Origin of the sequence: Paracoccus sp. Z118 (genome assembly GCF_019061185.1) — a bacterium.
Lineage (GTDB): Bacteria > Pseudomonadota > Alphaproteobacteria > Rhodobacterales > Rhodobacteraceae > Paracoccus.
Genome location: NZ_JAHQZU010000003.1, coordinates 14351 through 40462, shown reverse-complemented (window position 1 = coordinate 40462; position 26112 = coordinate 14351). Strand labels below are relative to the sequence as shown.

Here is a 26112-nt window from a genome sequence, read left to right as displayed (position 1 = left end):
GCGCGCCGTCAAGGATGACCGGCGCGTGACATTCCCCTGTGCCGGGCCTAGATAGTGCCCGTCCCCCGACAGAGGCTGGCGCCCATGCAACCTTTCCTCGCCCACCCGTTCGATTCCGACCGCCTGCACGAGGAATGCGGGGTGTTCGGCGTCATCGGCGTCAACGACGCGGCGAACTTCGTGGCACTCGGCCTGCACGCGCTGCAGCATCGCGGGCAGGAGGCGGGCGGGATCGTCGCCCACCACCCGCAGCACGGCTTCAACAGTGCCCACCGCTTCGGCTATGTGCGCGACAACTTCACCAAGACCTCGCTGATGGAAACCCTGCCGGGGCCGCTGGCCATCGGGCATGTGCGCTATTCCACCACCGGCACCAAACACGCCGCCATCCGCGACGTGCAGCCGTTCTTCGGCGAGTTCGCGATGGGCGGCTGCGCCGTCGCCCATAACGGCAACATCACCAACGCCGCCGCCCTGCGCCGCGAACTGATCGAGCGCGGCAGCATCTTCCAGTCGGGCAGCGACAGCGAGTGCATCATCCACCTGATGGCGCGATCCATCCAGAGCAATATCCCCGAACGGATGAAGGACGCGCTGCGCCGGGTCGAGGGCGCGTTCTCGGTCATCGCCATGACCCGCACCAAGCTGATCGGCGTGCGCGACCCGCTGGGCGTCCGGCCGCTGGTGCTGGGCCGGCTCGGCGAGGGCGGCTTCGCGCTCGCCTCGGAAACCTGCGCGCTGGACATCATCGGCGCCGAGTTCGTGCGCGAGATCGAGCCGGGCGAGATGGTCGTCATCTCCAAGGGCCGGATCGACAGCTCGCGCCCGTTCGGGCCGTCCACGGGGCGGTTCTGCATCTTCGAGCATGTCTATTTCTCCCGCCCCGACTCCATGATCGGCGGCCGCTCGGTCTATGAGACCCGCCGCCAGATCGGCGTGGAACTGGCCCGCGAGGCCCCGGTCGAGGCGGATCTCGTCTGCCCGGTCCCGGACAGCGGCACCCCGGCGGCCATCGGCTATTCGCAGGAAAGCGGCATCCCCTATGCGCTGGGGATCATCCGCAACCAGTATATGGGCCGCACCTTCATCGAGCCGACCGAGCAGATCCGCAACATGGGCGTGCGGCTGAAGCTGAACGTCAACCGGGCCTTGGTGAAGGGCAAGCGCGTGGTGCTGGTGGACGATTCGGTCGTGCGCGGCACCACCAGCCGCAAGATCAAGGACATGATCATCGAGGCGGGCGCGTCCGAGGTGCATTTCCGCATCGCCAGCCCGCCGACCGCCTGGCCCTGCTTCTACGGCGTCGATACCCCGGACCGCGACAAGCTGCTGGCCGCGAACATGACCCCGGCCGAGATGAAGGACTGGATCGGGGTGGACAGCCTCGCCTTCGTGTCGCTTGACGGCCTCTATCGCGCAGTGGGCGAGGCGAAGGGCCGCAACAGCACCTGTCCGCAATATTGCGACGCCTGCTTCTCGGGCGACTACCCGGTCGCTCCCTACGACCAGCTCCAGCGCGGCTTCCGCATGAAGACCGACCCGGTCAGCGGCGATTCCGCGGCCGACCCGGACCAGACCGGCTACAGGCCCGTCGATCACACCCTGACCCCGAACGAGCTGACCCGCCCCGGCGTCGAGTGATCCTGCGCGTCGGGCGGGTGCTATCCTGCCGCCCCTCGTGCTGTCGGCTGTCCCATCCGCGGCGCGTCGGGCAGGCCGACCCGTGAAACAAGGGCGACCTCCGGGTTCGCCCGAACGACCCACGGATCAACCGCTTGCCCGCTGCGTGCCGCGGTGATGCGCCGGCGCGGGGCGGCGGCGCCCAAGTCCGGCTGGCCAGCGCCCGTCCGTGATCCACCGGATAGCTGCGCGGTTGCGTCTGCCGTGGCCCGCCTCTACCTTGTTCCGGCCTCCACGGCGCGACGGGGGCCGTTTGCCGATTCAAACTTCAGGACCCTGCCCATATGCCGGACGACCCAAGCATCTCTGCCGGCAAGCCCGCCAGCGCGAAGCCCGGCAAGGTCAGGTCCGAACCCGCCGCGGAGCCTGCGCCGGACCGGCGCAGCGCGGCGCGGCTGGATGCCATCGACCGCAAGATCCTCACCCTGCTGCAACAGGACGCCACCCTGCCGCTGGAGGAGATCGCGACCCGCGTCGGCGCGTCGCGCACCCCGGTCTGGAACCGCATCCGCCGCCTGCGCGAGCGCGGTATCATTCGCGCGCAGGTCGCGCTGCTGGATGCCGAGGCGCTGGGGCTGGAGGCGTGTTTCTTCGTCCTGATCCGCACCGCCGAACATGACCCCGACTGGGCGCGGCGATTCCTCGACGCCGTGCGCGCCCGGCCCGAGGTGGTCGAGGCGCACCGGCTGGCGGGCGACATCGACTATCTGCTGAAGGTGCAGGTCCGCAACGCCCGCGCCTATGACCGCTTCTATCAGGCGCTGACGGCCGAGCTGCGGGTGCAGTCCGTCACCGCGCTGCTGTCAATGGAGCAGATGAAGGCCACCACAGCCCTGCCGGTTGACGGCTGAACGCGCGCCGCCCGCTCCGGGTGCTATCGCGGCCGTGTCCAGCCCTGAGGTCCGCGGCGACTTGCCCCCACATCCGCTGGCATGAGAACTGGCGGAACCCGCCCGACGTTCCCTTGACGCCGCGTCACCCCGCCCCGTCCGTCCGCCGGATCGCGGCGTGGATCGCGCGGGCCAGCTGGGCCTCGTCATAGGGTTTGGGCAGGAACTCCACGTTGTCGCTTTCCAGCGGCTCGCTGTCGGCGACATAGCCCGAACTCAGCAGTACCGGCAGGTCGGGCCGGGCGGTGCGAAGCCGGCGGGCGAGCGAGGGGCCGTCCAGATCGCCCGGCATCACGCAGTCGGCCAGCAGCAGGTCGATCCCGCCGGGGTCCAGCCCCGCGGCGGCGTCGGCGGAGTCGAAGACCTGCACCTCGCAGCCAAGCTCGACCAGCATCTCGTGCCCGACCTCGCGCAGGCGGTCGTTGTCCTCGACCAGCGCCACCTGCAGCCCGTCCAGCGACTGGGTTTCGGGCGTCGTGGACCCCGTCTCCTGCGCCGCCGCCTGCGTGTTGGGCGGCAGGTAGAGATGGATCGTCGTCCCCTGCCCCGGCGCGCTTTCGATCCGCATCCCGCCGCCGGACTGGCGCAGGAAACCATAGATCGAACTCAGCCCCAGACCCGTCCCCTTGTTCGGGGCCTTGGTGGTGAAGAACGGCTCCAGCGCGCGGGCCTGGGTCGCCGCGTCCATGCCGGTGCCGGTGTCCGTGACGGACAGGCGGATGAACTCGGCGCCGGCGGGCAGGTCCGCCGTTAGCGCCTCGTTCCCGTCCAGATGGATCAGCCGCGCCGCGACCGTCAGCGTTCCGCCGTCCGGCATAGCGTCCCGCGCATTCACAGCGAGGTTCACGATCGCCCCCTCGAACTGCGAGCCGTCCAGCCAGACCGGCGGCAGGTCCGGCGGGCAGTCGATCCGGGCGGTGACGGTCTCGCCCAGCACCCGCTCGAACAGCCCGCTGAGGCGGTCCAACTCGGCCGGGATGTCCAGATGGCGCGGCTGCAGCGACTGGCGGCGGGCAAAGCCCAGCAGGCGCTTGGTGAGATCCGCGCAGCTTTCCGCGGCCTGCATCGCAAGGCCCAGCCGCTGGCGGCTGCGCTCGTCCAGCTCTCCGGTGGACAGCACCCGGTCGAGCGAGCCGATGATGACTCCCAGCATGTTGTTGAAATCATGCGCCACGCCACCGGAAAGCTGGCCGATGGCCTCGAGCTTCTGGGCGTGGGTCAGCTGCTCCTCCAGCCGCTTGCGGCTGGTGATGTCGGTGACGACCCCATACAACACCGCGCCGCCATCCGCTGCGGTGCGCAGGTCGCCCCGCTCCAGCATCCAGCGCTCGCCGTCCTCGCAGACGATGCGGTATTCGATCTCGTAGCTGCCCGCCTCATCGACCGACCGGAATGCGGCGAGCAGCCGCGGCCGGTCGTCCTCGTGGACGCGGGGCAGCCAGTCGCCGTCCATCGAGACCTCCTCGGACAGCCCGCAGAGCGCGTGGGCCTTGCCGCCGACGAAGCGCCGGTCGGCCGGGTTGCGGCCTGCGGTGAACAGCGCCAGCGGCAGCGCCTCCAGCACCAGCGACTGCGAGACGAGGCTCCGCTCAAGCGCGCGGGCGACCTCGACCGTGCGGGCACGGACGGCTAGGTTCTCGGCCATCAGCCGACGCTCGGCCTCGGCCCGGCGGCGGATCTGCTGCTTCTGCTCGAAGAGCTGGGCGAAGACCTGCACCTTGGACTTCAGCACGATCGCCGGCACGGGCTTGAGGACATAGTCCACCGCGCCCGCCGCATAGCCCCGGAACTGGTGCTGGTCCTCCTTGTCAACGCCGGACAGGAAGATGATGGGGACGTGGCGGCTGCGTTCGCGCTGGCGGATCATTTCGGCGGTTTCGTAGCCGTCCATGACGGGCATCCGCACATCCAGCAGGATCACGGCGAAGTCGTGACGCAGAACCTGACGCAGCGCCTCGGCACCGGAGTTCGCGGTGATGACGGGATAGCCCAGATCGGCCAGCACGGCCTCGGCCGCGATCAGGTTGGCCCGGTCGTCATCGACGACGAGGATGGTGGGCGGCGTGTCGATGGCGGGACCGTCGAAGATCGGGTGGCGGCTTCTGGTTTGCGGCGGGGGCCCCTGCGAAGTCGGGTCGGATGGGTCGGCGTTTGTAGGCTCGGCGCCGGGCGGGCGCTCGTCCGGCTTGCTCCCCGCGTGAGCGTCGGTCGTATCGGCGCGGCGCGTCGGTTTGGCATTCGGCGCTGGAGGGCCGGTTCCGATGGCCGCCGCCGCCCCGGCCCGGTCGGGGGACGCCTCCGCGCCGCCCCCTTCCGCAGGCGCGGCGGCGCCGTCCCCTCGCTTCGCGGGCTTGCGCCCGCGGCGGGTCATGCGCTCCCTCCGTTGGTGCCTCGCCGCCGCTTGGTCCAGGTCCGCAGGACCGAGATCAGGTCCTCGCGGTCCACGGGCTTGGACAGGTAATCCGACGCCCCCGCCTCGAAGCAGCGGTCGCGGTCCTCCTGCATGGCCTTGGCGGTGACGGCGATCACCGGCAGATCGCGCAGCTGGTCCGAGCGGCGGATGCGGCGGATCACCTCGTAGCCGTCCATTTCCGGCATCATGATGTCCACGAGGGCGGCGGCGATGTCGGGGTTCTGCTCCAGCAGCTTCAGCCCCTCGGGTCCGCTTTCGGCGCTCAGCACCTGCAATCCGTAATCTTCCAGCAGCGCGGTCATCGAGAAGATGTTACGGATATCGTCGTCGATGACCAGCACCCGTTCGCCTTCCAGAACCTCGTCGCGCGGGCGGGCCGCGCCGATGGCCGAGCGGATGTCAGCGGGCAGGCTGTCCCAGCGCAGCCGCAGCCCGGCGGCGACGCGGTCCATCAGCAGCGCCGGATCGGGCTCGTCCGCGACGACCAGATCGGCACCGGAGCGCAGGACGAGGTCATGTTCCGCCGGTCCCGGCGCCTGCGCCAGTGACAGCAGGGCAAGCGGCGCATCGCCTGCGCGGGTGAGCGTCTTCAGCAGTTCGGCCAGCGGCGCGTCGAAGGAATGGGCCAGCACCACCAGCAGGTTGGCGGGCCGGTCCAGCGCCTCGGCCATGCCCGAGGGTGGCACCACGGTGAGGGCGATCCCCGCCAGCCGCTCCAGCATCGCCCGCAGCGCGGTGGCGGCGGGATCGCCGGGCTCGGCCACGAGGGTGACGGTCCAGCTGCTGCGGGCGGCCTGCTCACGCAGCTTGTCGAACACCTCGATCAGCCGCTCGCGGCTGACGGGCTTGCCGCTGTATTCGATGCCGCGCCCGCGAAGCTGCTGTTCGTCGTCCACGACCGAAATCAGATGGACGGGCACATGCCGCAGCTCGCGGTCGGTGGTGATCCGGTCCACCAGCGCCCAGCCGTCCACGTCGGGAAGCTGGATGTCGAGGCTGATCGCGTCCGGCGATTGCTGGCGGATGACCGAGGGCAGTTCGCGCCCGCGCGAGACGATCACCCCGTCGAAACCGCGCTCGTCCGCGATGTCCAGAAGGATGCGGGCGAAGACCGGATCATCCTCCACAATGGCAACCAGCGGGCGTGAAGGATCGCGGGGCGTGGGCATGGTAGCGGTGGCAACCGGGCCCTCCTCATCGGCCGGTGCCGGGCGCGGTGGCGGGCTGGCCGTCAGCGGCGGCTCGGCGGGGCGGTTCGCGTTCTCGGACACAGGCGGCTGGGCGGGGGCGGGATCGGCGCCCTCGTCCCGCCCTGCCTTGGCCTCCCCGCCTTCCTGCCGCTCGGTTTCGGGCGCGGCAAGCTGGCGCGGCGCGACCTGTGTCATCCCGGCGGGACGGGTGCCCGCATCCTCCTCCAGCCCCGATTCGAGCGGCAGATACAGCGTGAAGGTGCTGCCCTGCCCCGGCGTGCTGACGAGGTTGATCTCTCCCCCAAGCAGCAGCGCCAGTTCGCGGCTGATCGACAGCCCCAGCCCGGTGCCGCCATAGCGGCGCGAGGTGGTGCCGTCGGCCTGCTGAAACGCCTCGAAGATCACCTGCTGCTGGGCGGGCTGCACGCCGATGCCGGTGTCCGACACCGCGAAGGCCACCACCCGCCCCGCGCCCGACAGCCGCGCGTTGCGGAAGCCCGCGTCGGCCGCGGCCTGCGTCACCGACAGCGTGACGCCGCCCTTCTCGGTGAACTTGAAGGCGTTCGACAGCAGGTTCTTGAGGATCTGCTGCAGCCGCATGGCGTCGGTCGCCATCGTCGCCGGCAGGGCCGGGTCGATCTCGATGCGGAAGTCGAGGCCCTTCTGCTCGCCCACCTCGCGGAACTGGCGGTCCATCTGATGCGCGAAGTCGTCGAAGCGCATCGCGTCCACATCCAGCACGACCGTCCCGCTTTCGATCTTGGACAGGTCGAGGATGTCGTTGATCATCCGCAGCAGGTCGGCGCCGGAGTCGTGGATCGTCTGGGCCTGCTGCACCTGCCTGTCGTTCAGGTTGCCGCGGTTGTTGTCGGCCAGCAGCTTGGACAGGATCAGCAGGCTGTTCAGCGGCGTGCGCAGCTCGTGGCTCATGTTGGCCAGGAACTCGGACTTGTATTTCGAGGTCAGGGCAAGCTGGGTCGCCTTGTCCTCCAGCTCCTCGTTCTTGCCGCGCAGGGCTTCCTGCTGGTGGCGCAGCATCTCCTCGGATTCGCGCATCCGGGTGGCCTGTTCCTCCAGCCGGGCGTTGGTGGATTGCAGCTCGTGCTGCTGGGTCTGCAATTCCCCGGCCAGCATCTGCGACTGGCTCAGCAGGGTTTCCGTCTTCATCGAGGCGCTGATGGTGTTCAGCACGATGCCGATGCTTTCGACCAGCTGATCGAGGAAATCGAGATGGACCGAGGTGAAGCGGCTGAACGAGGCCAGTTCGATCAGCGCCATCACCTGTCCCTCGAACAGGACCGGCACCACGACGATATTGAGCGGCGATCCCTCGCCCAGACCCGAGCGGATGCGGACGTAATCGCCCGGCACGTTGGTCAGCAGGATGCGCTGCTTTTCGACGGCGCATTGGCCCACCAGCCCCTCGCGCGGGCGGATTCGGGCCGACAGGTGCCGCCGCTCGGTCATCGCGTAGGTGGCGGCAAGCTCATAGACCTCGCCCTCGGCCGCGTCGTCGCGCGACAGCCAGATCGCGCCGTGCTGGGCCTCGATCAGCGGCGCGATGCCGGACAGCAGCAGGTTGCAGACCGCTTCCAGATTGCGCTGGCCCTGCATGAGCCGGGTGAAGCGGGTCAGGTTGGTCTTCAGCCAGTCCTGCTGTTCGTTGTATTCGGTCGTGGTCCGCAGGTTGCCGATCATGCGGTTGACGTTGTCCTTGAGCGCCGCGACCTCGCCGTTCGCTTCCACGGTGATGGTGCGGGTCAGATCGCCCTCGGCCACGGCGGTCGCCACCTCGGCGATGGCGCGGACCTGCGTGGTCAGGTTCGCCGCCAGCTGGTTCACGTTGTCGGTGAGATCGCGCCAGAGGCCGGACGCCCCCGGCACCCGCGCCTGTCCGCCCAGCTTGCCTTCGACCCCCACCTCGCGGGCGACGTCCGTCACCTGATCGCCGAAGGTCGCCAGCGTGTCGATCATGCCGTTGATCGTCTCGGCGAGTTCGGCCATCTCGCCCTTGACGTCCAGCGTCAGCTTGCGCTTGAGATCGCCATTCGCGACGGCGGTGACGACGCGGGCGATGCCGCGCACCTGGTTGGTCAGGTTGTCGGCCATCAGGTTGACGTTGTCGGTCAGGTCCGCCCATGTCCCGCCGACGCCCGCGACCTGCGCCTGTCCGCCCAGCCGCCCCTGCGTGCCGACCTCGCGCGCGACCCGCGTCACCTCGGATGCGAAGCCGTTGAGCTGGTCCACCATCGTGTTGATGGTGTTCTTCAGCTCCAGGATCTCGCCCCTGGCATCGACGGTGATCTTCTTGGACAGATCGCCCCGCGCGACGGCGGTGGTGACTTCCGCGATGTTGCGGACCTGCCCGGTCAGATTGGTGGCAAGGCCGTTCACGTTCTCGGTCAGGTCGCGCCAGGTGCCCTCGACGCCCTCGACGCGCGCCTCGCCGCCCAGCTTGCCGTCGGTGCCGACCTCGCGGGCGACCCGCGTAACCTCGGACGCGAAGCGGTTGAGCTGGTCCACCATCGTGTTGATGGTGTCCTTCATCTCCTGCATCTCGCCCTGAACGGTGACGGTGATCTTCTTGGACAGATCGCCCCGCGCCACGGCGGTCGTGACTTCGGCGATGTTGCGGACCTGACCGGTCAGGTTCTCGGCCATCTGGTTCACGTTGTCGGTGAGATCCTTCCACGTGCCGGCGACGCCCTCGACACGGGCCTGCCCGCCCAGCTTGCCCTCGGTCCCGACCTCGCGGGCAACGCGCGTCACCTCGGACGCGAAGGCGGAAAGCTGGTCCACCATCGTGTTCATGGTGTTCTTCAGTTCGAGAATCTCGCCCTTGGCATCGACGGTGATCTTCTTGGACAGATCGCCCCGCGCGACAGCGGTCGTGACCTCGGCAATCTCGCGCACCTGGCTGGTGAGGTTGGTGGCGAGGCCGTTCACGTTCTGGGTCAGCTTGCGCCATGTCCCGGCGACCCCCTCGACCTCGGCCTGCCCGCCCAGGATGCCGTCGGTCCCGACCTCGCGGGCGACACGCGTGACCTCGGACGCGAAGGAGGAGAGCTGGTCCACCATCGTGTTGATGACCTGCTTGATCTGCAGGATCTCGCCCTCGGCCTCGACCGTGATCTGCTGGGTCAGGTCGCCCGAGGCGATCGCGGTCGCGACCTTGCTCACGTCGCGCAGCTGGATCGTCAGGTTCCCGGCCATGCCGTTCACGCTGTCGGTCAGGTCGCGCCACGTGCCGGCGACGCCGTCCACGCGGGCCTGACCGCCGAGCTTGCCCTCGGTCCCGACCTCGCGGGCGACGCGCGTCACCTCGGATGCAAAGGCGTTGAGCTGGTCCACCATCGTGTTGACGGTGGCCTTCAGGTCAAGCAGCTCGCCATGCACATCGACGGTGATCTTGCGGCTCAGATCGCCCCGCGCGACGGCGGTGGTCACATCGGCGATGTTGCGAAGCTGCCCGGTCAGGTTCGACGCCATCGAGTTGACGTTGTCCGTCAGGTCCTTCCAGGTGCCCTGCGCCCCTTCGACCTTCGCCTGCCCGCCCAGTTGGCCGGCGGTCCCGACCTCGCGCGCGAGCCGCGTCACCTCGGACGAGACGGTGGCGAGATGTTCGACCATCCCGTTGACCGCATCCACGCTGGCCCGCAGATCGCCGGCCAGCGGGCGGCCGCCGATCTCGGTCGGGACGGATTGCGACAGGTCCCCGCGCGAGACGGCGCGGATCACGTTCAGCATCGTCTCGTTCTGCGCCGCCACGCCCTCGACCAGCCGGTTCACGCAGGTGACGGCCCCGCGCCAGTTCCCCTCGGCCCCGTCGATATGCGCCCGCTCGCGCGTGCGGCCGTCCACGATCACGTCGTGATGGATGCGGGTCAGTTCCTCGGTCAGCGCCTCGGCCATGTCCACGACGTCGTTGAAGGCGTGGGCCATGAAGGCGTCGTCGCCTTCCATGTCGGTCGGCATGCGGACCGAGAAGTTGCCCCGCCGCAGCGCCCGCATGGCGACCAGAAGCTGCTTGTCGATGGCCGAGAGGGAGTCGGGGATCAGGGTCTGGCGGGGCATGGGCGGTCCTGGCGAACGTTGCGGGCAGGCAGGCGGGGTAGCGTTCAGGCGGGGGCGTTCAGGCGGGCTTCGCGGACGCGGGCGGCGGCATCCTGCAACGCCTGCGTCAGCCGGTCGGGCATGCAGGGCTTTTCGAGGATGGCGACCGGGTTCAGCGCGCGGACCTCGGGATCGTCGCCGATGCTGATATCGCCCGAGATGAACAGGATCGCGGTGCCGCGGGCGGCGAGCGAACGGGCCACGTCCAGCCCGCTGCTGCCCTTGAGGTTGATGTCCACCAACGCCAGATCAGGGGGCGCGGCGGCGGCCTTGTCGATGGCATCCTGCGCAGTGCGGGCGACGCCCAGGACGCTGAGCCCCGCATCCTCGACGATGTCGGCGAGGAACATCGACACCAGCACCTCATCTTCGGCGATCAGGACGGAAAGGGCGGCGGGCGCGGTCATCTGTGAGTTTTCCATTCGAGAATTGTCGCGCGTAACTATCCGTTCAGACGAGGTTTCGCCATAGCCAAGCATCGCAGGCCCCACGGGCGCCCCAAGGCGTTGCGGCGTGGCTTTGGCCCGGCCATCGGCCGCGCGTCAGCGGAACAGCACCAGCGATCCGGGCGACCAGCTGACACGGACGCGGGTGCCCACGTCCGGCACCTCGCGTCCGAAGACGTTGCGCATCGAGATGCGGACCTCGTGCGGGATGCCGTCATAGGCGTCCGAGCCGTCCATGATGACGTCGTAATAGGTCATGTCGCCGTAATAGACGACCTCGTCGATGACCCCTCCGTTCACGCGCCCGGTCGCCTCGGCATTCGCCGCCAGCAGCGTCGCCGCCTCGGGCCGGAAGCCGATGCTGGGGCCGGGATCGCCCGGATCGGCGCGGCTGACGTTCCGGGCCGGAATCTCCACCGTGCCGAAGCCGGGGACGGCGACGGTGACATGCTCGGCCGTCTCGCCGAGGATGCGGGCGGGCATGAAGTTCATCACGCCAATGAAATCCGCGACCCGGCGGCTGGCGGGGCGGGCATACAGCGCCTCGGGGCCGTCGAGCTGGGCGATCTGTCCCTCGAACATCACGGCGATGCGGTCGGACATGACCAGCGCCTCCTCCTGGTCGTGGGTGACCAGAACGAAGGTGATGCCGACCTGCCGTTGCAGCTTGATGAGCTCCACCTGCATCTGCTCGCGCATCTTGCGGTCAAGCGCCGACAGCGGCTCGTCCAGCAGCAGCACCTTGGGCTTCAGGATCAGCGCGCGGGCCAGCGCCACCCGCTGCCGCTGGCCGCCCGACAGCGCATGGGCGGCGCGCTTGCCGTAGCCGCGCAGGCCGACCATCTCCAGCGCCTCCTCGACCGCCGCCGCCTTCTCGGCCCGCGAGCGGGGATCGCGGCGCAGGCCGAAGCCCACGTTCTCGGCCACGGTCAGGTGCGGGAAGATGGCGTAGGACTGGAACACCATGTTCGTCGGCCGCACGTTGGCGGGCACGTTCGCCATGTCCTTGCCATCGACCAGCACGACGCCGGACCCGATATCCTCGAATCCCGCGATGGTCCGCAGCAGCGTGGTCTTGCCGCAGCCGGACGGCCCGAGGAGCGAGAAGAACTCGCCTTCCCGGATGGTCAGGTCGATGCCGCGCAGCGCGTGATAGTCGCCGAAGTATTTCTGCACGCCCCTGCATTCGATCATCGGGCGCCGGTCGGCGAGCGAGGGCCGCGGCGGGGTGCCCGAGCGGCCCTGCGGGATGGTCTGGGGGGCGGTCACAGGAAGCCTCCGCTATCGGTCTGGCCGGTGCGGGCGACGCCGCGGCGGCGGAAATATTCGGCGAGCGTCACCAGCGCAATCGACATCACAACCAGCACGGTCCCCAGCGCCATGATCATCGGGATCGACTTGGGAAAGCGCAGCTGGCTGAAGATGTAGGTCGGCAGCGTCGGCTGGTTGCCGGCGAGGAAGAAGGCGATGATGAACTCATCAAGGCTGATCGTGAAGCTCATCAGCAGGGCCGAGATGATGCCCGGCATGACCAGCGGCAGGATGACCAGCCGGAACGCGCTCCACTTCGTCTCGCCGAGGTCGTAGGCGGCCTCCTCCAGCGACCGGTCGAGGCTGGAGAAGGCCGTGGACAGGATCGCGATGGCATAGGGCATGCAGATCAGCGTGTGGCCGAGGATCACGGTGAGGATCGACAGGCTCAGCCCCGCCGCCAGCAGCACCACCAGCAGCGACATGGCGACGATGATTTCCGGCAGCACCAGCGGCAGCATGATCAGGCCCATGATCGGGCCGCGACCCGGAAAGCGGAACCGGGTCGAGGCGCGGGCCGCGAAGATGCCGAGGCAGGTCGCCAGCACCGAGGCGGAAACCGCGATGATGAGCGAATTCAGCAGCGCCTGCCGCAGCGCCGCGTTCTGGACCATCTGGCCGAACCATTCGGTCGTGAAACCCTGCAACGGGAAGGCGATTACGGTGGCATTGTTGAACGCGAAGATCGGCAGCAGGGCGATGGGCGCATAGAGGAACGCCAGATAGAGGACCGCATAGACCCGCAGCCCCGATCCCTGAAACCGCCTCATGCCCGCACCCGCAGGAACCGGCGGTTGAGCCACAGGAACACCATGCTCAGCGCCGCAACCACCGCCATCGAGCTGATCGCGATGGCCGAGCCGAGCGGCTTGTTGTCGATATCCAGCATCTGCGCCTGAATCATGTTCGCCACCATCGGGATCTTGCCGCCGCCGATCACCGTGGGCGTGACGTAATCCCCGATGGTCGGGATGAACACGATCAGCACCGCCGCGACCACGCCCGGCATCGCCAGCGGAAGGGTCACGCGCCAGAAGGTCATCAGCCGGCTCTCGCCGAGGTCGCGTCCCGCCTCCAGCAGCGCGCGGTCGATCTTTTCCAGCGCGACATAGATCGGCAGGATCGCGAAGGGCGCATAGGAATGGCTGAGCGTCAGGACGATGGACCCGGTGTTATAAAGCAGGAATTGCAGCGGCTGCTCGATCAGCCCGACGCTTTTCAGGCCCGAATTGATGACGCCGTTATAGCCGAGGATCACCTTCCACAGGAACACGCGGATCAGGTAGCTGGTCCAGAACGGAATGGTGATGAGGAAGATCCACATCGCCTTGCGCTCGGACGCGACGACGAAGGACAGGAAATAGGCCACCGGAAAGGACAGCGCCACGGTGAACAGCGTCACCAGCCCCGCCACCCACAGCGAGCGCAGCAGGATGGTGCGGAAGATCGGATCGGTCCAGGTGGCGACGTAATTCTCGACCGTGAACTCGCGGACGATGGTCAGGTAGCCGTCCTTGAAGAACGAGAAGGCGAGGATCGTCAGCAGCGGCACCGCCAGCAGCAGGATCGCGTAAAGCAGCGGTGGCGCGATCAGGCGCAGGCCCTGCCCCGCCTCCGTGCTGTTGCCTGCCGCCATTCCGCCGTCCCGCCCCCTGAACCCCGGCCATGGATTCCACAGTCGCGGGCAAAGGAAAAGACGCATTTGCGCGACCTTGCGGCACGCGCGCGCGGACGTTGCGCGATGTCCCCAGATTTCGGGGCCCGCCCGCAACGTCCCCGTGGACAGAAGGGGGGCGCAAATGCAATCTGCCGGCGGAAAGGCGGGCGAACGGCTGGGTCAATGCCGCGCCCGCGACAGAGGAGGATATCACTTGACCGACAAGACCAGACTCGACCGCCGCAAGTTCCTGACCACGGCCTCGGTCGGCGGCGCGGCAATGGCTGCGGGCACTACGCTTGCCGCCCCGGCCATCGCGCAGGAAATGCCCACCATCAACTGGCGCGTCGCCTCGTCCTTCCCGAAGTCGCTTGAGACGATCTATGGCAGCGGCGTGGACGTGTCCGAGCGGGTCGCCGCGGCGACCGACGGCAAGTTCACCCTGCAGGTCTTCGCCGCGGGCGAGATCGTCCCCGGCCTGCAGGCCATCGACGCCGCCACCGACGGCACGGTCGAGGCCGCGAACTCGGTCGGCTATTACAGCTGGGGCAAGGACCCGGCCTTCGCCGCCGGGGCCGACCTGCCCTTCACCTTCAATGCGCGCGGCAAGGCGGCCTACAACTATCACGGCGGCGGGATCGACGCCTACAACCAGTTCCTGGCCAGTCACGGCCTGATCTGCTTCCCCTGCGGCAACACCGGCGTCCAGATGGGCGGCTGGTATCGGCGCGAGGTGAACAGCCTCGCCGACATGCAGGGGCTGAAGATGCGGATTTCCGGCCTCGCCGGGCGCGTTGTCGAGAAGCTGGGCGTGGTGCCGCAGCAGCTCGCGGGCGGCGACATCTATCCGTCGCTGGAACGCGGGACCATCGACGCGGCCGAGTGGGTCGGCCCCTATGACGACGAGAAGCTGGGCTTCCAGAAGGTCGCGCCCTACTACTACTATCCGGGCTTCTGGGAAGGCGGGCCGACCGTCGGCATGTTCTTCAACATGGCGAAATACAACGAACTGCCCGAGGTTTATAAGGCGATCCTGCGGACGGCCTGCCAGGCGACCGACCTGAACACGCTGGCGGAATACGACTTCAAGAACCCCGGTGCGCTGAAGCGGCTGGCGCAGACCGGCGCCCAGCTTCGCGCCTTCCCCGAGGACGTGATGCAGGCCGGCTTCGACGCCTCGCGCCAGGTCTATGACGAGCTGTCGGCCGAGAACGCCGAGTTCAAGCGCATGTGGGACGCGCAAAAGCCGTTCCTGAGCGACTGGTTCCTCTACAGCCAGACGGCGGAATACACCTTCGACACGATGATGATGATCCAGCAGCGTAACGGCAAGCTGGGGGCCTGAGCCGGCTTCCATCCGAACCGAGACAAATGCGAACCGCCGCCCTTCGGGGCGGCGGTTTTCATTTGGGAAACGGTAGAGCCGACCACTGAAAAGGGCGACCGAAGGCCGCCCTTTCGTCGATCGCTCAGTTGGCGGGCGCGACCAGACCCGGAGGCGGACCGCCCGGCCCCGAGACCCCCGCGCCTGCCGCGGGCATCGTCGCCGGGGCTTCCGGCGCATCGGTCGCCGGAGCGCCGAAGTCGGGCGGAGTGCCCAACCCGCCAAGGCCGCCAGTCGGCGCCGGAGCCGCATCGGTCGCCGCAGGCGCAGGCGCCCCGAAGTCCGGCGGGCTGCCCAGCCCGCCGAGCCCTCCGGCGGGGGCCGGAGCCGGAGCGTCGGCCCCCGTCGGTGCGGGCGCGCCGAAGTTCGGCGGTGCGCCCAACACGCCCAATCCACCCGCAGGCGCGGCTCCGGGCGCGTCCGTTGCGGCAGGCGCTGGCGCACCGAAGTTCGGCGGGCCGCCAAGCCCGCCGAGCCCGCCCGAGGGCGGAGCGCCCGGTGCGGCAGGGGTTGCGGGCTGGCCGAACGGGCTGCCGCTCAGGCCGCCGAGGCCGCCGAGGCCGCCCAGACCCCCGCCACCGCCCGGCAGACCCATCGGGATCTCGATCTTCACGTTCGAGGTGTCGATCGCCGGGCCCTTGTAGTGCATGACCATGCCGGGGAACAGTATCACCACCGCGATCATCGCGACCTGGATAACGACGAACGGCACTGCGCCCCAGTAGATCTGACCGGTGCGCACCGGCTCCATCATCAGCCCCGTGACCTTGTCCTTGTAGGGCGCCTTGGGCGCGACCGACCGCAGGAAGAACAGCGAGAAGCCGAAGGGCGGGTGCATGAACGAGGTCTGCATGTTCACCGCCAGGATCACCCCGAACCAGATCAGGTCGATCCCGAGGCTTTCCGCCGCGGGGGCCAGCAGCGGCACGATAATGAAGGCCAGCTCGAAGAAATCGAGGAAGAACGCCAGCAGGAACACCAGGATTGAGACGACGATCAGGAACCCGTATTCGCCGCCCGGCAGGCTGGTCAGCAGATGCTCGACCCAGATATGCCCGTTGACCCCGTAGAAGGTCAGCGAGAAGACCCGCGCGCCGACCAGGATGAACATGACGAAGGCCGACAGCCGCGTGGTGGACGCCAGCGCCTGCGGGATCACCCCGCCGCCCAGCCGGCCCTTGGCGGCCGCCAGCACCAGCGCCCCGACCGCGCCCATCGCCCCGCCTTCGGTCGGCGTCGCGATGCCAAGGAAGATCGTGCCCAGCACCAGGAAGATCAGCGCCAGCGGCGGGATCAGCACGATGATGACCTGCTGCGCCAGCCGGCTCATCAGGTTGACGCCCAGCCTGCGGTCCAGCAGCGCCACGACATAGATCACGATCACCGCCAGCGCGGGCCCGATGATGTCCGCGCTGGTGCCCTGCGTCGGATACAGCCAGCGCCACGCCAGCCAGCTCATCGCAACCGTCGCGAGGATCGCGACCAGCAGCGAGGTCACGCCCGAGCCGAGCGTCCGCGCCTCTTTCGGCAGCGCCGGCATCGACGCTGGGCGGATGATCGACATGACGAAGACGTAACCCAGATAGAGGCCGGTCAGCACCATGCCGGGGATCAACGCGCCCTTGTACATGTCGCCCACGGACCGGCCGAGCTGGTCGGCCAGCACGATCAGGACCAGCGACGGCGGGACGATCTGCGCCAGTGTGCCCGACGCGGCGATCACGCCGGATGCGAGCCGCCGGTCATAGCCGTAGCGCAGCATGATCGGCAGCGAGATCAGCCCCATTGCGATGACGGACGCCGCGACGACGCCCGTGGTCGCGGCCAGCAGCGCGCCCACGATGATGACCGCATAGGCGAGCCCGCCCCGGATCGGGCCGAAAAGCTGGCCGATGGTGTCCAGCAGATCCTCGGCCATACCGGATTTCTCCAGCACGATCCCCATGAAGGTGAAGAATGGGATCGCCAGCAGCGTCTCGTTCGACAGCAGCCCCCACAGCCGGTCCGGCATCGCCTGCAGAAGCGGCCAGGACAGGTTGATCGTGCCGCCCGACAGCGGCGCAAGCTCGACCCCGATGACGAAGAACAGCAGCCCGTTCGCCGCCAGCGCGAAGGCGACCGGATAGCCGAACAGCAGGAAGAACACGAGCGAGGCGAACATGATCGGGGCCATGTTCTGCGCAATCAGTTCCATGATCATGCGCGCGGCTCCCCATCGCGGTCGTCCTTGCGGCGGGGGCCGTTCGGGTCCGTGTAGTTGCGGTTATGGTCCAGCGGGTGGTCGATCATCTCGTCCGTCACCGGATGGTCGGGGCTGGCGAAGCCCGCCTCGGACAGCAGCGATTCGTCGATCTCGACCTCTCCATGGGCCGAGAAGGCGGCCTGCGTGTCGGGGATCAGCCCGCGCATCACGGCGATCTTCTTGATGATCTCGGACAAAGCCTGGAAGAACAGCAGCGTGAAGCCCGCCACCAGCAGCGCCTTGGCCGGCCACAGGATCAGCCCGCCCGCGTTCATCGACCGCTCGCCCGACAGGATCGAGCGTTCCAGCCACGGCACCATCAGCCACAGCATCAGGACGACGAAGGGCAGCAGGAACAGCACATGGCCGATCAGGTCGATCCAGTGCTGGGTGCGGCGCGAGCGGGCCCCATAGATGATGTCGATGCGGATATGCTCGTTCTCCAGCAACGTGTAGGCCGCCGCCAGCAGGAACGCCGCCCCATAGAGATACCATTGCAGTTCCAGCCAGGCGTTGGACGAGATCGACCAGACCTTGCGGATGATCGCGTTCCCCGCACTGACCAGCACGGCCACGAGGATCAGCCAGCTGACCCCCCGTCCGAGGACTGTGTTCACGCGATCGACCACGCGCGAGAAGCCCAGAAGGGCGCCCATGTCACTTCCCCCTCGATTCCTGGGATATCCGCTCTTGGCCGATGCCCGGACTGGGGCCGCTTTCCGGCCCCCGATTTGAGATTGTGCGATAACACCAATCCGCCCCTGCCGGTCAACAATCTTGCGGCCCGCAGACGCGAGTTTCATTGCGTCAGCGCTTTCTGGCGGTCCGCCGGGCGAGGCTTTAGACAGGCACAATGATCCGCCCCACGCGCACCAGTTCCGTCCCGATCCGGCCTTTCCGCGCTGCCTTGCGCGCGGGTGCGCTCTGCGCCGCGGCGCTGCTTCACGCCACGCAAGCGGGGGCGCTGGTGGCCCCGGTCCCGGCCGGCGTCGCCGGCTCGCCTGCGGCGGACCAGAGCCTGACCGTCTGGATGCGCGATCCGATCCGCACGCTCGATCCGCAACGCTCGGGCGATGCGGTGTCGGATCAGGCGATCCGGCTGCTGTTCGAGGGGCTCTACCGCCCCGGCCCGGATGGCGCGCCGCGTCCCGGCGCGGCGCTGCGGCACGAGACATCGGCCGATGGGCTGACATGGACCTTTCACCTGCGTCCCGATGCCGTCTGGTCGGACGGCACCCCCGTCACGGCGGGCGATTTCGTCACGGCCTTTCGCCGCCTTGCCGATCCGGTGCTCGGCTCGGACGGCGCGTGGTTTACGCAGGCGATGGGGCTGCGCGGCGCCGATCAGGTGGTGCGCGGCGCGGCGCCCGTGACCGATCTCGGCGTCGAGGCGGTAGACGAGTCGACGCTGCGCCTGCACCTGACCGCGCCCGCGCCGTGGCTGGACAAGGCGGTGATGCGGATCTGGACCTTCCCGGTGCCCGCCGCAAAGCTGCAACAGGCTGCGGTGGACGGCGCGGACTGGGCCGCGCCCGAACGGATCGTGGGGAACGGCCCCTTCGTGCTGACCAGCCGCGACAGCGACTCCGCGCCCGCCCGCGCGGGCTTCGCGCCGTCTCCCGACTGGCACGGCGCCGCCTCGGTCCGCCTGCAAGGGATCGCGCTGGAGACCGGGGGCGAGCCCGCGCGCGCCCTCTCGCGCTTCGATGCGGGCGAGGTCGATCTGATGGCCGTGCCGGGGCCGCTGTTTGCGGACTGGTCCGAAGGGCGCAAGGACGCGGCAAGCGCCCTGCCGCGCGGCTGCACCAACGCGCTGATCGTGAACCTTGCCGACCCCGCGCCCGGCGCGCTTGCGACCGAGCCGTTGCAGAACCCGGCCATCCGCCGCGCCCTGTCGCTGGCGATCGACCGCGAGGCGATCGCGGCCGCGCTGGGCGGTGGGCAGACCCCCGCAGATGGCTGGGTGCCGCCCTCGCTGGCGGGCTTCACCGCATCGGAGGCACCGGATGCTCCGCTCGATCAGCGCCGCGCCGAGGCACAGGCGTTGCTGACCGCCGCCGGGATCACCCCCGACTCGCCGCTGCGGCTGACCCTGCGCTACAACAGCTCGCCCCAGCACGAGGCGACAGGCCGGCAGATCCGCGCCGACTGGAAGCCGCTGGGGGTCGAGCTGAAGCTGGTCCACGCCCCCTGGGCCGACCATGCCGACGTGCTGAAGGCGGGCGATTTCCAGCTTGCGCGGTTCGGCTGGTGCGCCGACGTGAACGACGCGGCGGGCTTCCTGCGCTATTTCCGCCCGGACGGAGCCAATCCCGGCAGCTTCGCCCACGCCGAATACGACCGGCTGACCGCCGAGGCGGCCTCCGCCGCCGACCCTGCCCCGCTTCAGACGCGGGCCGACGCGATCCTGCGGGACGAGCTGCCGCTGATCCCGCTCTATCACTACGCCGCGCCGATGCTGGTCGCCCCTGACCTGCGCGGGCTCGCGCGGGGCGACGCCATGGGCGGCTGGTCGGGGCAGGACATCTGGCGGGCCGAATAGGGCTTTTGTCCCCCTGTCCCGCATGGCAGGTTCCGCGCCGATGCGAGAAGAGGAAGGACAGTGACATGAAACTGGTGCGCTTTGGCGACAGCGGGGCCGAACGGCCCGGTCTGGTGGATGACGAAGGCCGGGTGCGCGACCTGTCCGCCCATGTGGACGATATCGCCGGCGACGTGCTGACGCCCGCCGGTCTCGCCCGGCTGGCCGATCTGGATGTCTCGACCCTGCCGCTCGTGGACGGCAAGCCCCAGTCAGGCCTGCGGCTCGGCCCCTGCGTCGGCCGCGTCGGCAAGTTCCTCGCCATCGGCCTCAACTACGCGAACCATGCGGCCGAGGCGAACCTGCCGATCCCGGCCGAGCCGATCATCTTCACCAAGTGGACCAGCTGCATCAGCGGCCCGGATGACGACGTGATCCTGCCGCCCGGCTCGACCAAGCTCGACTGGGAGCTGGAACTGGGCATCGTCATCGGCACCCCCGCGAGCCGCGTGGACGAGGCGCAAGCGCTCGACCATGTCGCCGGCTACTGCATCGTCAACGACGTGAGCGAACGGGAATGGCAACTGGAGCGCGGCGGAAGCTGGGACAAGGGCAAGGGCCATGACAGCTTCGGTCCCATCGGCCCGTGGATGGTGACGGCGGACGAGATCACCGATCCGGGCCGGCTGGCGATGGAGCTGACGGTCGATGGCGTGACGCGCCAGCAGGGCACGACCGCGAACCTGATCTTCTCCGTCGCGAAGATCGTCAGCTACTGCTCGCGCTTCACCACGCTGCAACCGGGCGACGTCATCACCACCGGCACCCCGGCGGGCGTCGGCATGGGCTACAAGCCGCCGGTCTTCCTGCGCGCAGGTCAGGTGATGCGGCTGGAGATCGCGGGTCTCGGCGTCCAGACCCAGCGCGTCGTTCAGGGCTGAGGCACCGCTTCCGCCCTCGCCGGGCTGCCGGCGGGGGCGAAGGACTCGATCCACGCGATCTGGCGCGGCAGGCTGTGGCTTTTGAGATCATAGCCGGCAAGGATCGTCTCGCGCGCGGCCTGCCGCAGACGGTCCGCGTCGGGATCGCCTGCCAGCGCGCGGATCAGCGCCGCTTCCAGCGCCGGGCGGTCGAAGAACGGCACCAGGCGCCCGTTCTCACCGTCGCGGACCAGTTCGCGCACCGGCGCGGTGTCCGACGCGACGACCAGCGCCCCGGCCGCCATCGCCTCGGTCAGCGACCAGCTGAGCACGAAGGGATAGGTCATGTAGCAATGGACACGGGCCAGTTGCAGCAGCGACAGGTAATCCGCATAGGCCACGCGGCCGAGGAAATGCACGCGGTCCAGCGGCAGGGCATCGCCCAATTCCGCCAGCATCTTGGCTTTCCAGCTTTCGGCCTCCTTGGGTTTGGCCCCGTAGCTCACCCCGTCGCCGCCGACCAGCACCACCTGCGCCTCCGGCCGCTCGGCCAGCACGCGCGGCAGCGCCCGCATGAAGACGTGGAAGCCGCGATAGGGCTCCAGCGAGCGCGAGACGTAGCTGACGACCTCGTTCCCCGCCCGCAGCACACGCCCGTTCGGCAGCGTCAGCGTCGCCGCCGGGTTGGGGCGCAGCTTGTCGGTGTCGATCCCGTCATGGATCGTCGTCAGCTTGCCGCGCAGTTCCGGGGGAAAGCTGTCCAGCTGATAGCGGGTCGGCACGATCCCGGCATCGGCCTGCACCAGCGCCTGCACCAGATGGGCCGAGCGCGCGATGGTCGAGACGCGGGATTCGTCGGTCGCGGGGTTGATTTCCGGGTCGAAGCCGACATCGTGGCCGCGTGTGCGATACATGAGTTCGGCATAGACCAGCAGCTTCGCGTCGGGCCAGATCTCGCGCAGGAACAGCGTCTCGCCCCAGCCGGAATGGCCGAGGATCACGTCCGGCGCATAGCCGTGCCGATCGCGCAGCGCCCGTGCGCCCCGCGCCGCCAGCCAGCCGCGTTCGGCCATTTCGGCATAGGTGCGGCCCAGCGGATGGCTGACGGTGGGCCTCGGCGGGGTCGCGTAGCGGGCCACCCGCACCGGCGAGGGGCGGCGGTTCTCCTGATCCGTCAGGGCCATGACGTCATGGCCCCGCGCGGCCAGCGCCGGAGCGATATGGGGAAACTGGCCGGGGAAATTCTGGTGGACGAACAGGATCTTCACGGAAGATCCTTGATCGCTTTGACATCCGTGTCCACCGGGAAGGCCGCCGCCATGAGCGCGCGGGTGTAGTCGCTGGAGGGGTTGTCGAACACCTGCCGGGTCGATCCCTGCTCGACCACCTCGCCCGCCCGCATCACCATGATCTGGTGCGCCATCGCCCGGACCACCCGCAGGTCGTGGCTGATGAACAGGAAGGCGAGCCCGTATTTCCGCTGGAGCCCGCGCAGCAGCTCCACGATCTGCACCTGCACGGTCATGTCCAGCGCGCTGGTCGGCTCGTCCAGAACCACCACCTTGGGCCGCAGGATCATCGCCCGCGCCACCGCAATCCGCTGCCGCTGCCCGCCTGAGAATTCATGCGGATAACGGTCCATCGCGGCGGGGTCCAATCCGACCTCGGCCATGATCTCGGCCACCATCTCGCGCCGGTCGCGGCCCTTCTCGACGCCGTGGACACCCAGGCCTTCGGCGATGATCTGGGCGGCGGTCATGCGCGGCGACAGGCTGCCGAACGGGTCCTGGAACACGATCTGCATGTCGCGGCGCAGTTCGCGCAGGCGGCGGGCGGGCCATGTCTGGATGTCCTGCCCCATGTAGAGGATCGGGCCATTGCTCTCGATCAGCCGCATGATCCCCAGCGCGAGCGTCGTCTTGCCGGACCCGGATTCGCCCACGATCCCCAGCGTCTCGCCCGCGCGGACGCTGAAGGTCGCGCCGTTGACAGCCTTGATGTGGCCCACGGTGCGGCGCAGGAAGCCGCGCTTGATCGGGAACCAGACCTTGAGATCGCGGGTCGCCACGACCTCGGGCGCATCGTCGAGGATCGGGTCGGCGGTCCCCCTCGGCTGCGCGGCCAGCAGCTTGCGGGTATAGGGGTGCTGCGGATTGCGGAAGATGTCCTCGACCGGCCCCTGCTCGACGATCTCGCCGCCCTGCATCACGCAGACCCGGTCGGCGATCCGCCGCACGATGCCGAGATCGTGGCTGATGAACAGCATCGACAGCCCCTCGTCACGCTTGAGGTCGGCGAGCAGGTCGAGGATCTGCGCCTGAATCGTCACGTCCAGGGCGGTGGTCGGCTCGTCGGCGATCAGCAGTTCCGGCCCGTTCGCCAGCGCCATCGCGATCATCACCCGCTGCCGCTGGCCGCCGGAAAGCTGGTGCGGATAGTCGGCCAGCCGCGTTTCCGGGTCGCGGATGCCGACCCGGGTCAGCAGGTCGATGATCCGCGCCCGCGCCTCCTGCCCTTGCAGCCCCTGATGCAAGGCGAGGCTTTCGGCGAGCTGCTTCTCGATCGTGTGGAGCGGGTTGAGCGAGGTCATCGGCTCCTGAAAGATGAAGCTGATGTCGTTGCCGCGCACGGCGCGCAGGCGCGGCTCGGGCGCGCCGATCAGTTCGGCGCCGTTATAGGTGACGCTGCCTTCGACGATGGCCGCGTCGCCCAGCAGACGCACGGTGGACAGCGCGGTGACGGACTTGCCGGAGCCGGATTCGCCCACCAGCGCCACCGTCTCGCCCCGGTTCACGATGAAGCTGACACCCCGGACGGCCTGCGTGATCTTGCCGTCCTGCCGGAAGCTGATCTTCAGATCGCGGATGTCGAGGACGGCGCTTGCGGCGCTGCCGGACCGGGGGCTGTCTGCCCCCGGGCCCCCGAGGATATTTTCCTGCCGCCCGAAAGAGGCACGTCGTGCGGACGGTTGGGCGGGGACGGCGGCAGCCTCGCCCGGCGCGGGGACGACCGGCGGGGTCAGTTCGGCCGGCGGATGCAGGGGCGCCGCCTGGCCACCCGCCGTCTCGTCCTTCGGCGGCACTGTCTTGGGGGTGAACACCGGCGGCGGATAGGGCGGCGCTGCGGGGTCGTCGTGGCGGCGGTCGGTCATCGGAACGTCTTGCGCGGGTCGAAGGCGTCGCGGATGCCCTCGAAGATGAACACCAGAAGCGACAGCATGATCGCGAAGGTGAAGAAGGCGGTGAAGCCCAGCCACGGCGCCTGCAGGTTCTGCTTGGCCTGAAGGGCGAGTTCCCCCAGCGACGGGGCCGAAGCGGGCAGGCCGTAGCCGAGATAGTCCAGCGCGGCGAGCGACGAGATCGTGCCGGTCACGACGAAAGGCAGCATCGTCAGCGTGGCGACCATCGCGTTGGGCAGGATATGGCGGAACATGATCGTCCGGTCGCTGACGCCGAGCGCGCGGGCGGCGCGGACATATTCGAAGTTGCGCGCCCGCAGGAACTCGGCCCGCACCACGCCCACCAGCGCGGGCCAGCCGAACAGGATCGAGACGAACACCAGCAGCCAGAAGCCCCGACCGAGGATCGCGAACAGGATGATGATGACGTAGAGCGACGGGGTGGAGCCCCAGATCTCCAGCAGGCGCTGGAACACGAGATCGGTGCGGCCGCCGAAATAGCCCTGCACCGCCCCCGCCGCGATGCCGACGATCGAGGATGCGGCCGTCACGATCAACGTGAACAGCATCGACAGGCGGAACCCATAGATCACGCGGGCGGTCACGTCGCGGGTGGTGTCGTCGGTGCCGAGCCAGTGGTCCGCATCAGGGGCGCTGGGGGCGGTGCCGACATTGTTGATTGTGCGGTAGTGATAGGGGACCGGCGGCCAGATCATCCAGCCCTGCTCGGCGTGCGGCACATCGCTCGCGCCGGCCCGGACGGCGGCCATGAACTCCTCGGGCGCGTCCCAGCAATCCTGACGCCCGCCGGAGACGATCAGGCACTGCACGGCGGGGTCGCGGTAGATCGCCTCGGTCCCGAAATCGCCGCCGAAGGCCGTCTCGGGGTAGAAGTTGTAGGCCGGGAAGTAGAGATCGCCCCGGTAGCTGACGACCACCGGCTTGTCGTTGGCGATCACCTCGGCGAACAGCGACAGCACGAACAGCGTGCTGAAGATCACCAGCGACCAGAAGGCGCGGCGATTGCGGCGGAAACTGCGCCAGCGGCGCTGGTTGAGGGGGGACAGCTTCATCCGGCGCGCTTCTCGAAGTCGATGCGGGGATCGACCAGCACATACATCATGTCCGAGAGGATCCCGATCACGAGGCCCATCAGCCCGAAGACGTAGAGCGTGCCGAAGATCACCGGATAGTCGCGCTGCACCGCCGCCTCGAATCCCAGCCGGCCGAGACCATCGAGCGAGAAGATCGTCTCGATCAGGATCGACGAGCCGAAGAACACCCCGAGGAACAGCGACGGAAAGCCCGCGATCACGATCAGCATCGCGTTGCGGAAGACATGGCCGTACAGCACCCGGCCCTCGGTCAGGCCCTTCGCGCGGGCGGTCATCACATACTGCTTGTTGATCTCGTCGAGGAAGCTGTTCTTGGTCAGCAGCGTCAGTGTGGCAAAGCTGGAGATGGTGGCCGCCGTCACCGGCAGGGTGATGTGCCACAGGTAATCGACGATCTTCCCCCACAGCGACAGGTCCGCGAAGTTGTCGCTGGTCAGCCCGCGCAGCGGGAAGATGCGCCAGTAGGATCCGCCCGCGAACAGCACCATCAGCAGCACCGCGAACAGGAAGCCGGGGATCGCGTAACCCACGATGATCGTGCTGGAGGTCCAGGTGTCGAAGGGCGTCCCATCCCGCACCGCCTTGCGGATGCCCAGCGGGATCGAGATCAGATAAGCCAGCAGCGTGGACCACAGCCCCAGCGTGATCGACACCGGCATCTTCTCGACCACCAGATCCACGACGCTGATGGACCGGAACCAGCTTTCCCCGAAATCGAAGCGCAGATAGTTGCCCATCATCGACAGGAACCGCTCGACCGGGGGCTTGTCGAAGCCGAACTCGCGCTCCAGCTCCGCGATGAACTCGGGCGGCAGGCCCTGCGCGCCGGCATATTGCTCGGTTCCGCCGCTCGCCTGGCCCGCGTCCCCGCCGCCGGCGATGTTGCGGAACACGTCGCCCTCGCCCTGGATGCGGGCGGCGATCTGTTCGATGGGACCGCCGGGGACGAACTGGGTCAGGGTGAAGTTCACCAGCATGATCCCGATCAGCGTCGGGACGATCAGCAGCAGCCGCCGCAGAAGATATGCGCCCATGGTGATCCCTGCCCGCGC

General features: G+C 68.7%; 16 protein-coding genes and 1 pseudogene. 5 read left to right on the top strand and 12 right to left on the bottom strand.

Translation table 11 applies throughout. The features are described 5' to 3' along the window. Positions 1-84: 84 nt before the first annotated feature. Together purF and KTN05_RS03075 are read left to right on the top strand one after the other, a co-directional pair. A pseudogene (gene purF, locus KTN05_RS03080) lies at positions 85-1533 on the top strand (amidophosphoribosyltransferase); the annotation flags it as partial. A 431-nt stretch (positions 1534-1964) separates the two neighbouring features. Continuing rightward, positions 1965-2531, top strand: coding sequence for an Lrp/AsnC family transcriptional regulator (locus KTN05_RS03075; RefSeq protein ID WP_217327915.1), 567 nt, complete (start codon positions 1965-1967; stop codon positions 2529-2531). A gap of 124 nt (positions 2532-2655) precedes the next feature. Here KTN05_RS03075 and KTN05_RS03070 read toward each other — a convergent pair whose 3' ends face one another. From KTN05_RS03070 to KTN05_RS03045, 6 genes are all read right to left on the bottom strand, one after another. Then, entirely contained in the window at positions 2656-4941 is a 2286-nt protein-coding gene (locus tag KTN05_RS03070; RefSeq protein ID WP_217327914.1) for a response regulator, read from the bottom strand. Then, positions 4938-10247 carry a HAMP domain-containing protein gene (locus KTN05_RS03065; protein WP_217327913.1) on the bottom strand — a complete coding sequence of 1770 codons (5310 nt, stop codon included), beginning with the start codon at positions 10245-10247 and terminating at the stop codon, positions 4938-4940. The genes KTN05_RS03070 and KTN05_RS03065 overlap by 4 nt, the downstream gene beginning before the upstream one ends. Before the next feature lie 44 nt (positions 10248-10291). Next, positions 10292-10693: a response regulator gene (locus KTN05_RS03060; RefSeq protein WP_217327912.1), complete on the bottom strand. Its 402-nt coding sequence runs from the start codon at positions 10691-10693 to the stop codon at positions 10292-10294. A 135-nt stretch (positions 10694-10828) separates the two neighbouring features. After that, complete coding sequence (locus tag KTN05_RS03055) at positions 10829-11926, bottom strand: ABC transporter ATP-binding protein (protein ID WP_217328099.1); 1098 nt, start codon at positions 11924-11926, stop codon at positions 10829-10831. 71 nt (positions 11927-11997) lie between these two features. Continuing rightward, entirely contained in the window at positions 11998-12813 is an 816-nt protein-coding gene (locus tag KTN05_RS03050; protein WP_217327911.1) for an ABC transporter permease, read from the bottom strand. Further along, positions 12810-13679 carry an ABC transporter permease gene (locus KTN05_RS03045; protein ID WP_217327910.1) on the bottom strand — a complete coding sequence of 290 codons (870 nt, stop codon included), beginning with the start codon at positions 13677-13679 and terminating at the stop codon, positions 12810-12812. The genes KTN05_RS03050 and KTN05_RS03045 overlap by 4 nt, the downstream gene beginning before the upstream one ends. 235 nt (positions 13680-13914) lie before the next feature. On the opposite strand from KTN05_RS03045, the gene KTN05_RS03040 reads away from it, so the two are divergent. Next, positions 13915-15045 carry a TRAP transporter substrate-binding protein gene (locus KTN05_RS03040; RefSeq protein WP_256449477.1) on the top strand — a complete coding sequence of 377 codons (1131 nt, stop codon included), beginning with the start codon at positions 13915-13917 and terminating at the stop codon, positions 15043-15045. Between the two features lie 124 nt (positions 15046-15169). Here the strand turns inward: KTN05_RS03040 and KTN05_RS03035 are convergent, their stop codons facing one another. Next, on the bottom strand, positions 15170-17281 hold the full coding sequence (locus tag KTN05_RS03035; RefSeq protein ID WP_217328098.1) for a TRAP transporter large permease subunit: 2112 nt from the start codon (positions 17279-17281) through the stop codon (positions 15170-15172). Then, entirely contained in the window at positions 17281-17982 is a 702-nt protein-coding gene (locus tag KTN05_RS03030; protein WP_217327908.1) for a TRAP transporter small permease subunit, read from the bottom strand. Before KTN05_RS03030 ends, KTN05_RS03035 begins: the two co-directional genes overlap by 1 nt. Before the next feature lie 197 nt (positions 17983-18179). On the opposite strand from KTN05_RS03030, the gene KTN05_RS03025 reads away from it, so the two are divergent. Together KTN05_RS03025 and KTN05_RS03020 are read left to right on the top strand one after the other, a co-directional pair. Continuing rightward, positions 18180-19868: a peptide ABC transporter substrate-binding protein gene (locus tag KTN05_RS03025; RefSeq protein ID WP_217327907.1), complete on the top strand. Its 1689-nt coding sequence runs from the start codon at positions 18180-18182 to the stop codon at positions 19866-19868. Between the two features lie 65 nt (positions 19869-19933). Beyond that, complete coding sequence (locus tag KTN05_RS03020; protein ID WP_217327906.1) at positions 19934-20788, top strand: fumarylacetoacetate hydrolase family protein; 855 nt, start codon at positions 19934-19936, stop codon at positions 20786-20788. Here the strand turns inward: KTN05_RS03020 and KTN05_RS03015 are convergent. The 4 genes from KTN05_RS03015 to KTN05_RS03000 are packed head-to-tail and all read right to left on the bottom strand — an operon-like array spanning position 20779 to position 26094. After that, positions 20779-22035: a glycosyltransferase gene (locus KTN05_RS03015; protein ID WP_217327905.1), complete on the bottom strand. Its 1257-nt coding sequence runs from the start codon at positions 22033-22035 to the stop codon at positions 20779-20781. The genes KTN05_RS03020 and KTN05_RS03015 overlap by 10 nt on opposite strands. Continuing rightward, positions 22032-23918, bottom strand: a complete 1887-nt coding sequence (locus KTN05_RS03010) for an ABC transporter ATP-binding protein (protein ID WP_254367948.1) — start codon at positions 23916-23918, stop codon at positions 22032-22034. The genes KTN05_RS03015 and KTN05_RS03010 overlap by 4 nt, the downstream gene beginning before the upstream one ends. Beyond that, the gene (locus KTN05_RS03005; RefSeq protein WP_217327904.1) at positions 23915-25018 is read right to left on the bottom strand and encodes an ABC transporter permease; all 1104 of its coding nucleotides are present in this window, start codon (positions 25016-25018) and stop codon (positions 23915-23917) included. The genes KTN05_RS03010 and KTN05_RS03005 overlap by 4 nt, the downstream gene beginning before the upstream one ends. Next, complete coding sequence (locus tag KTN05_RS03000) at positions 25015-26094, bottom strand: microcin C ABC transporter permease YejB (RefSeq protein ID WP_217327903.1); 1080 nt, start codon at positions 26092-26094, stop codon at positions 25015-25017. The genes KTN05_RS03005 and KTN05_RS03000 overlap by 4 nt, the downstream gene beginning before the upstream one ends. Positions 26095-26112: the final 18 nt, after the last annotated feature.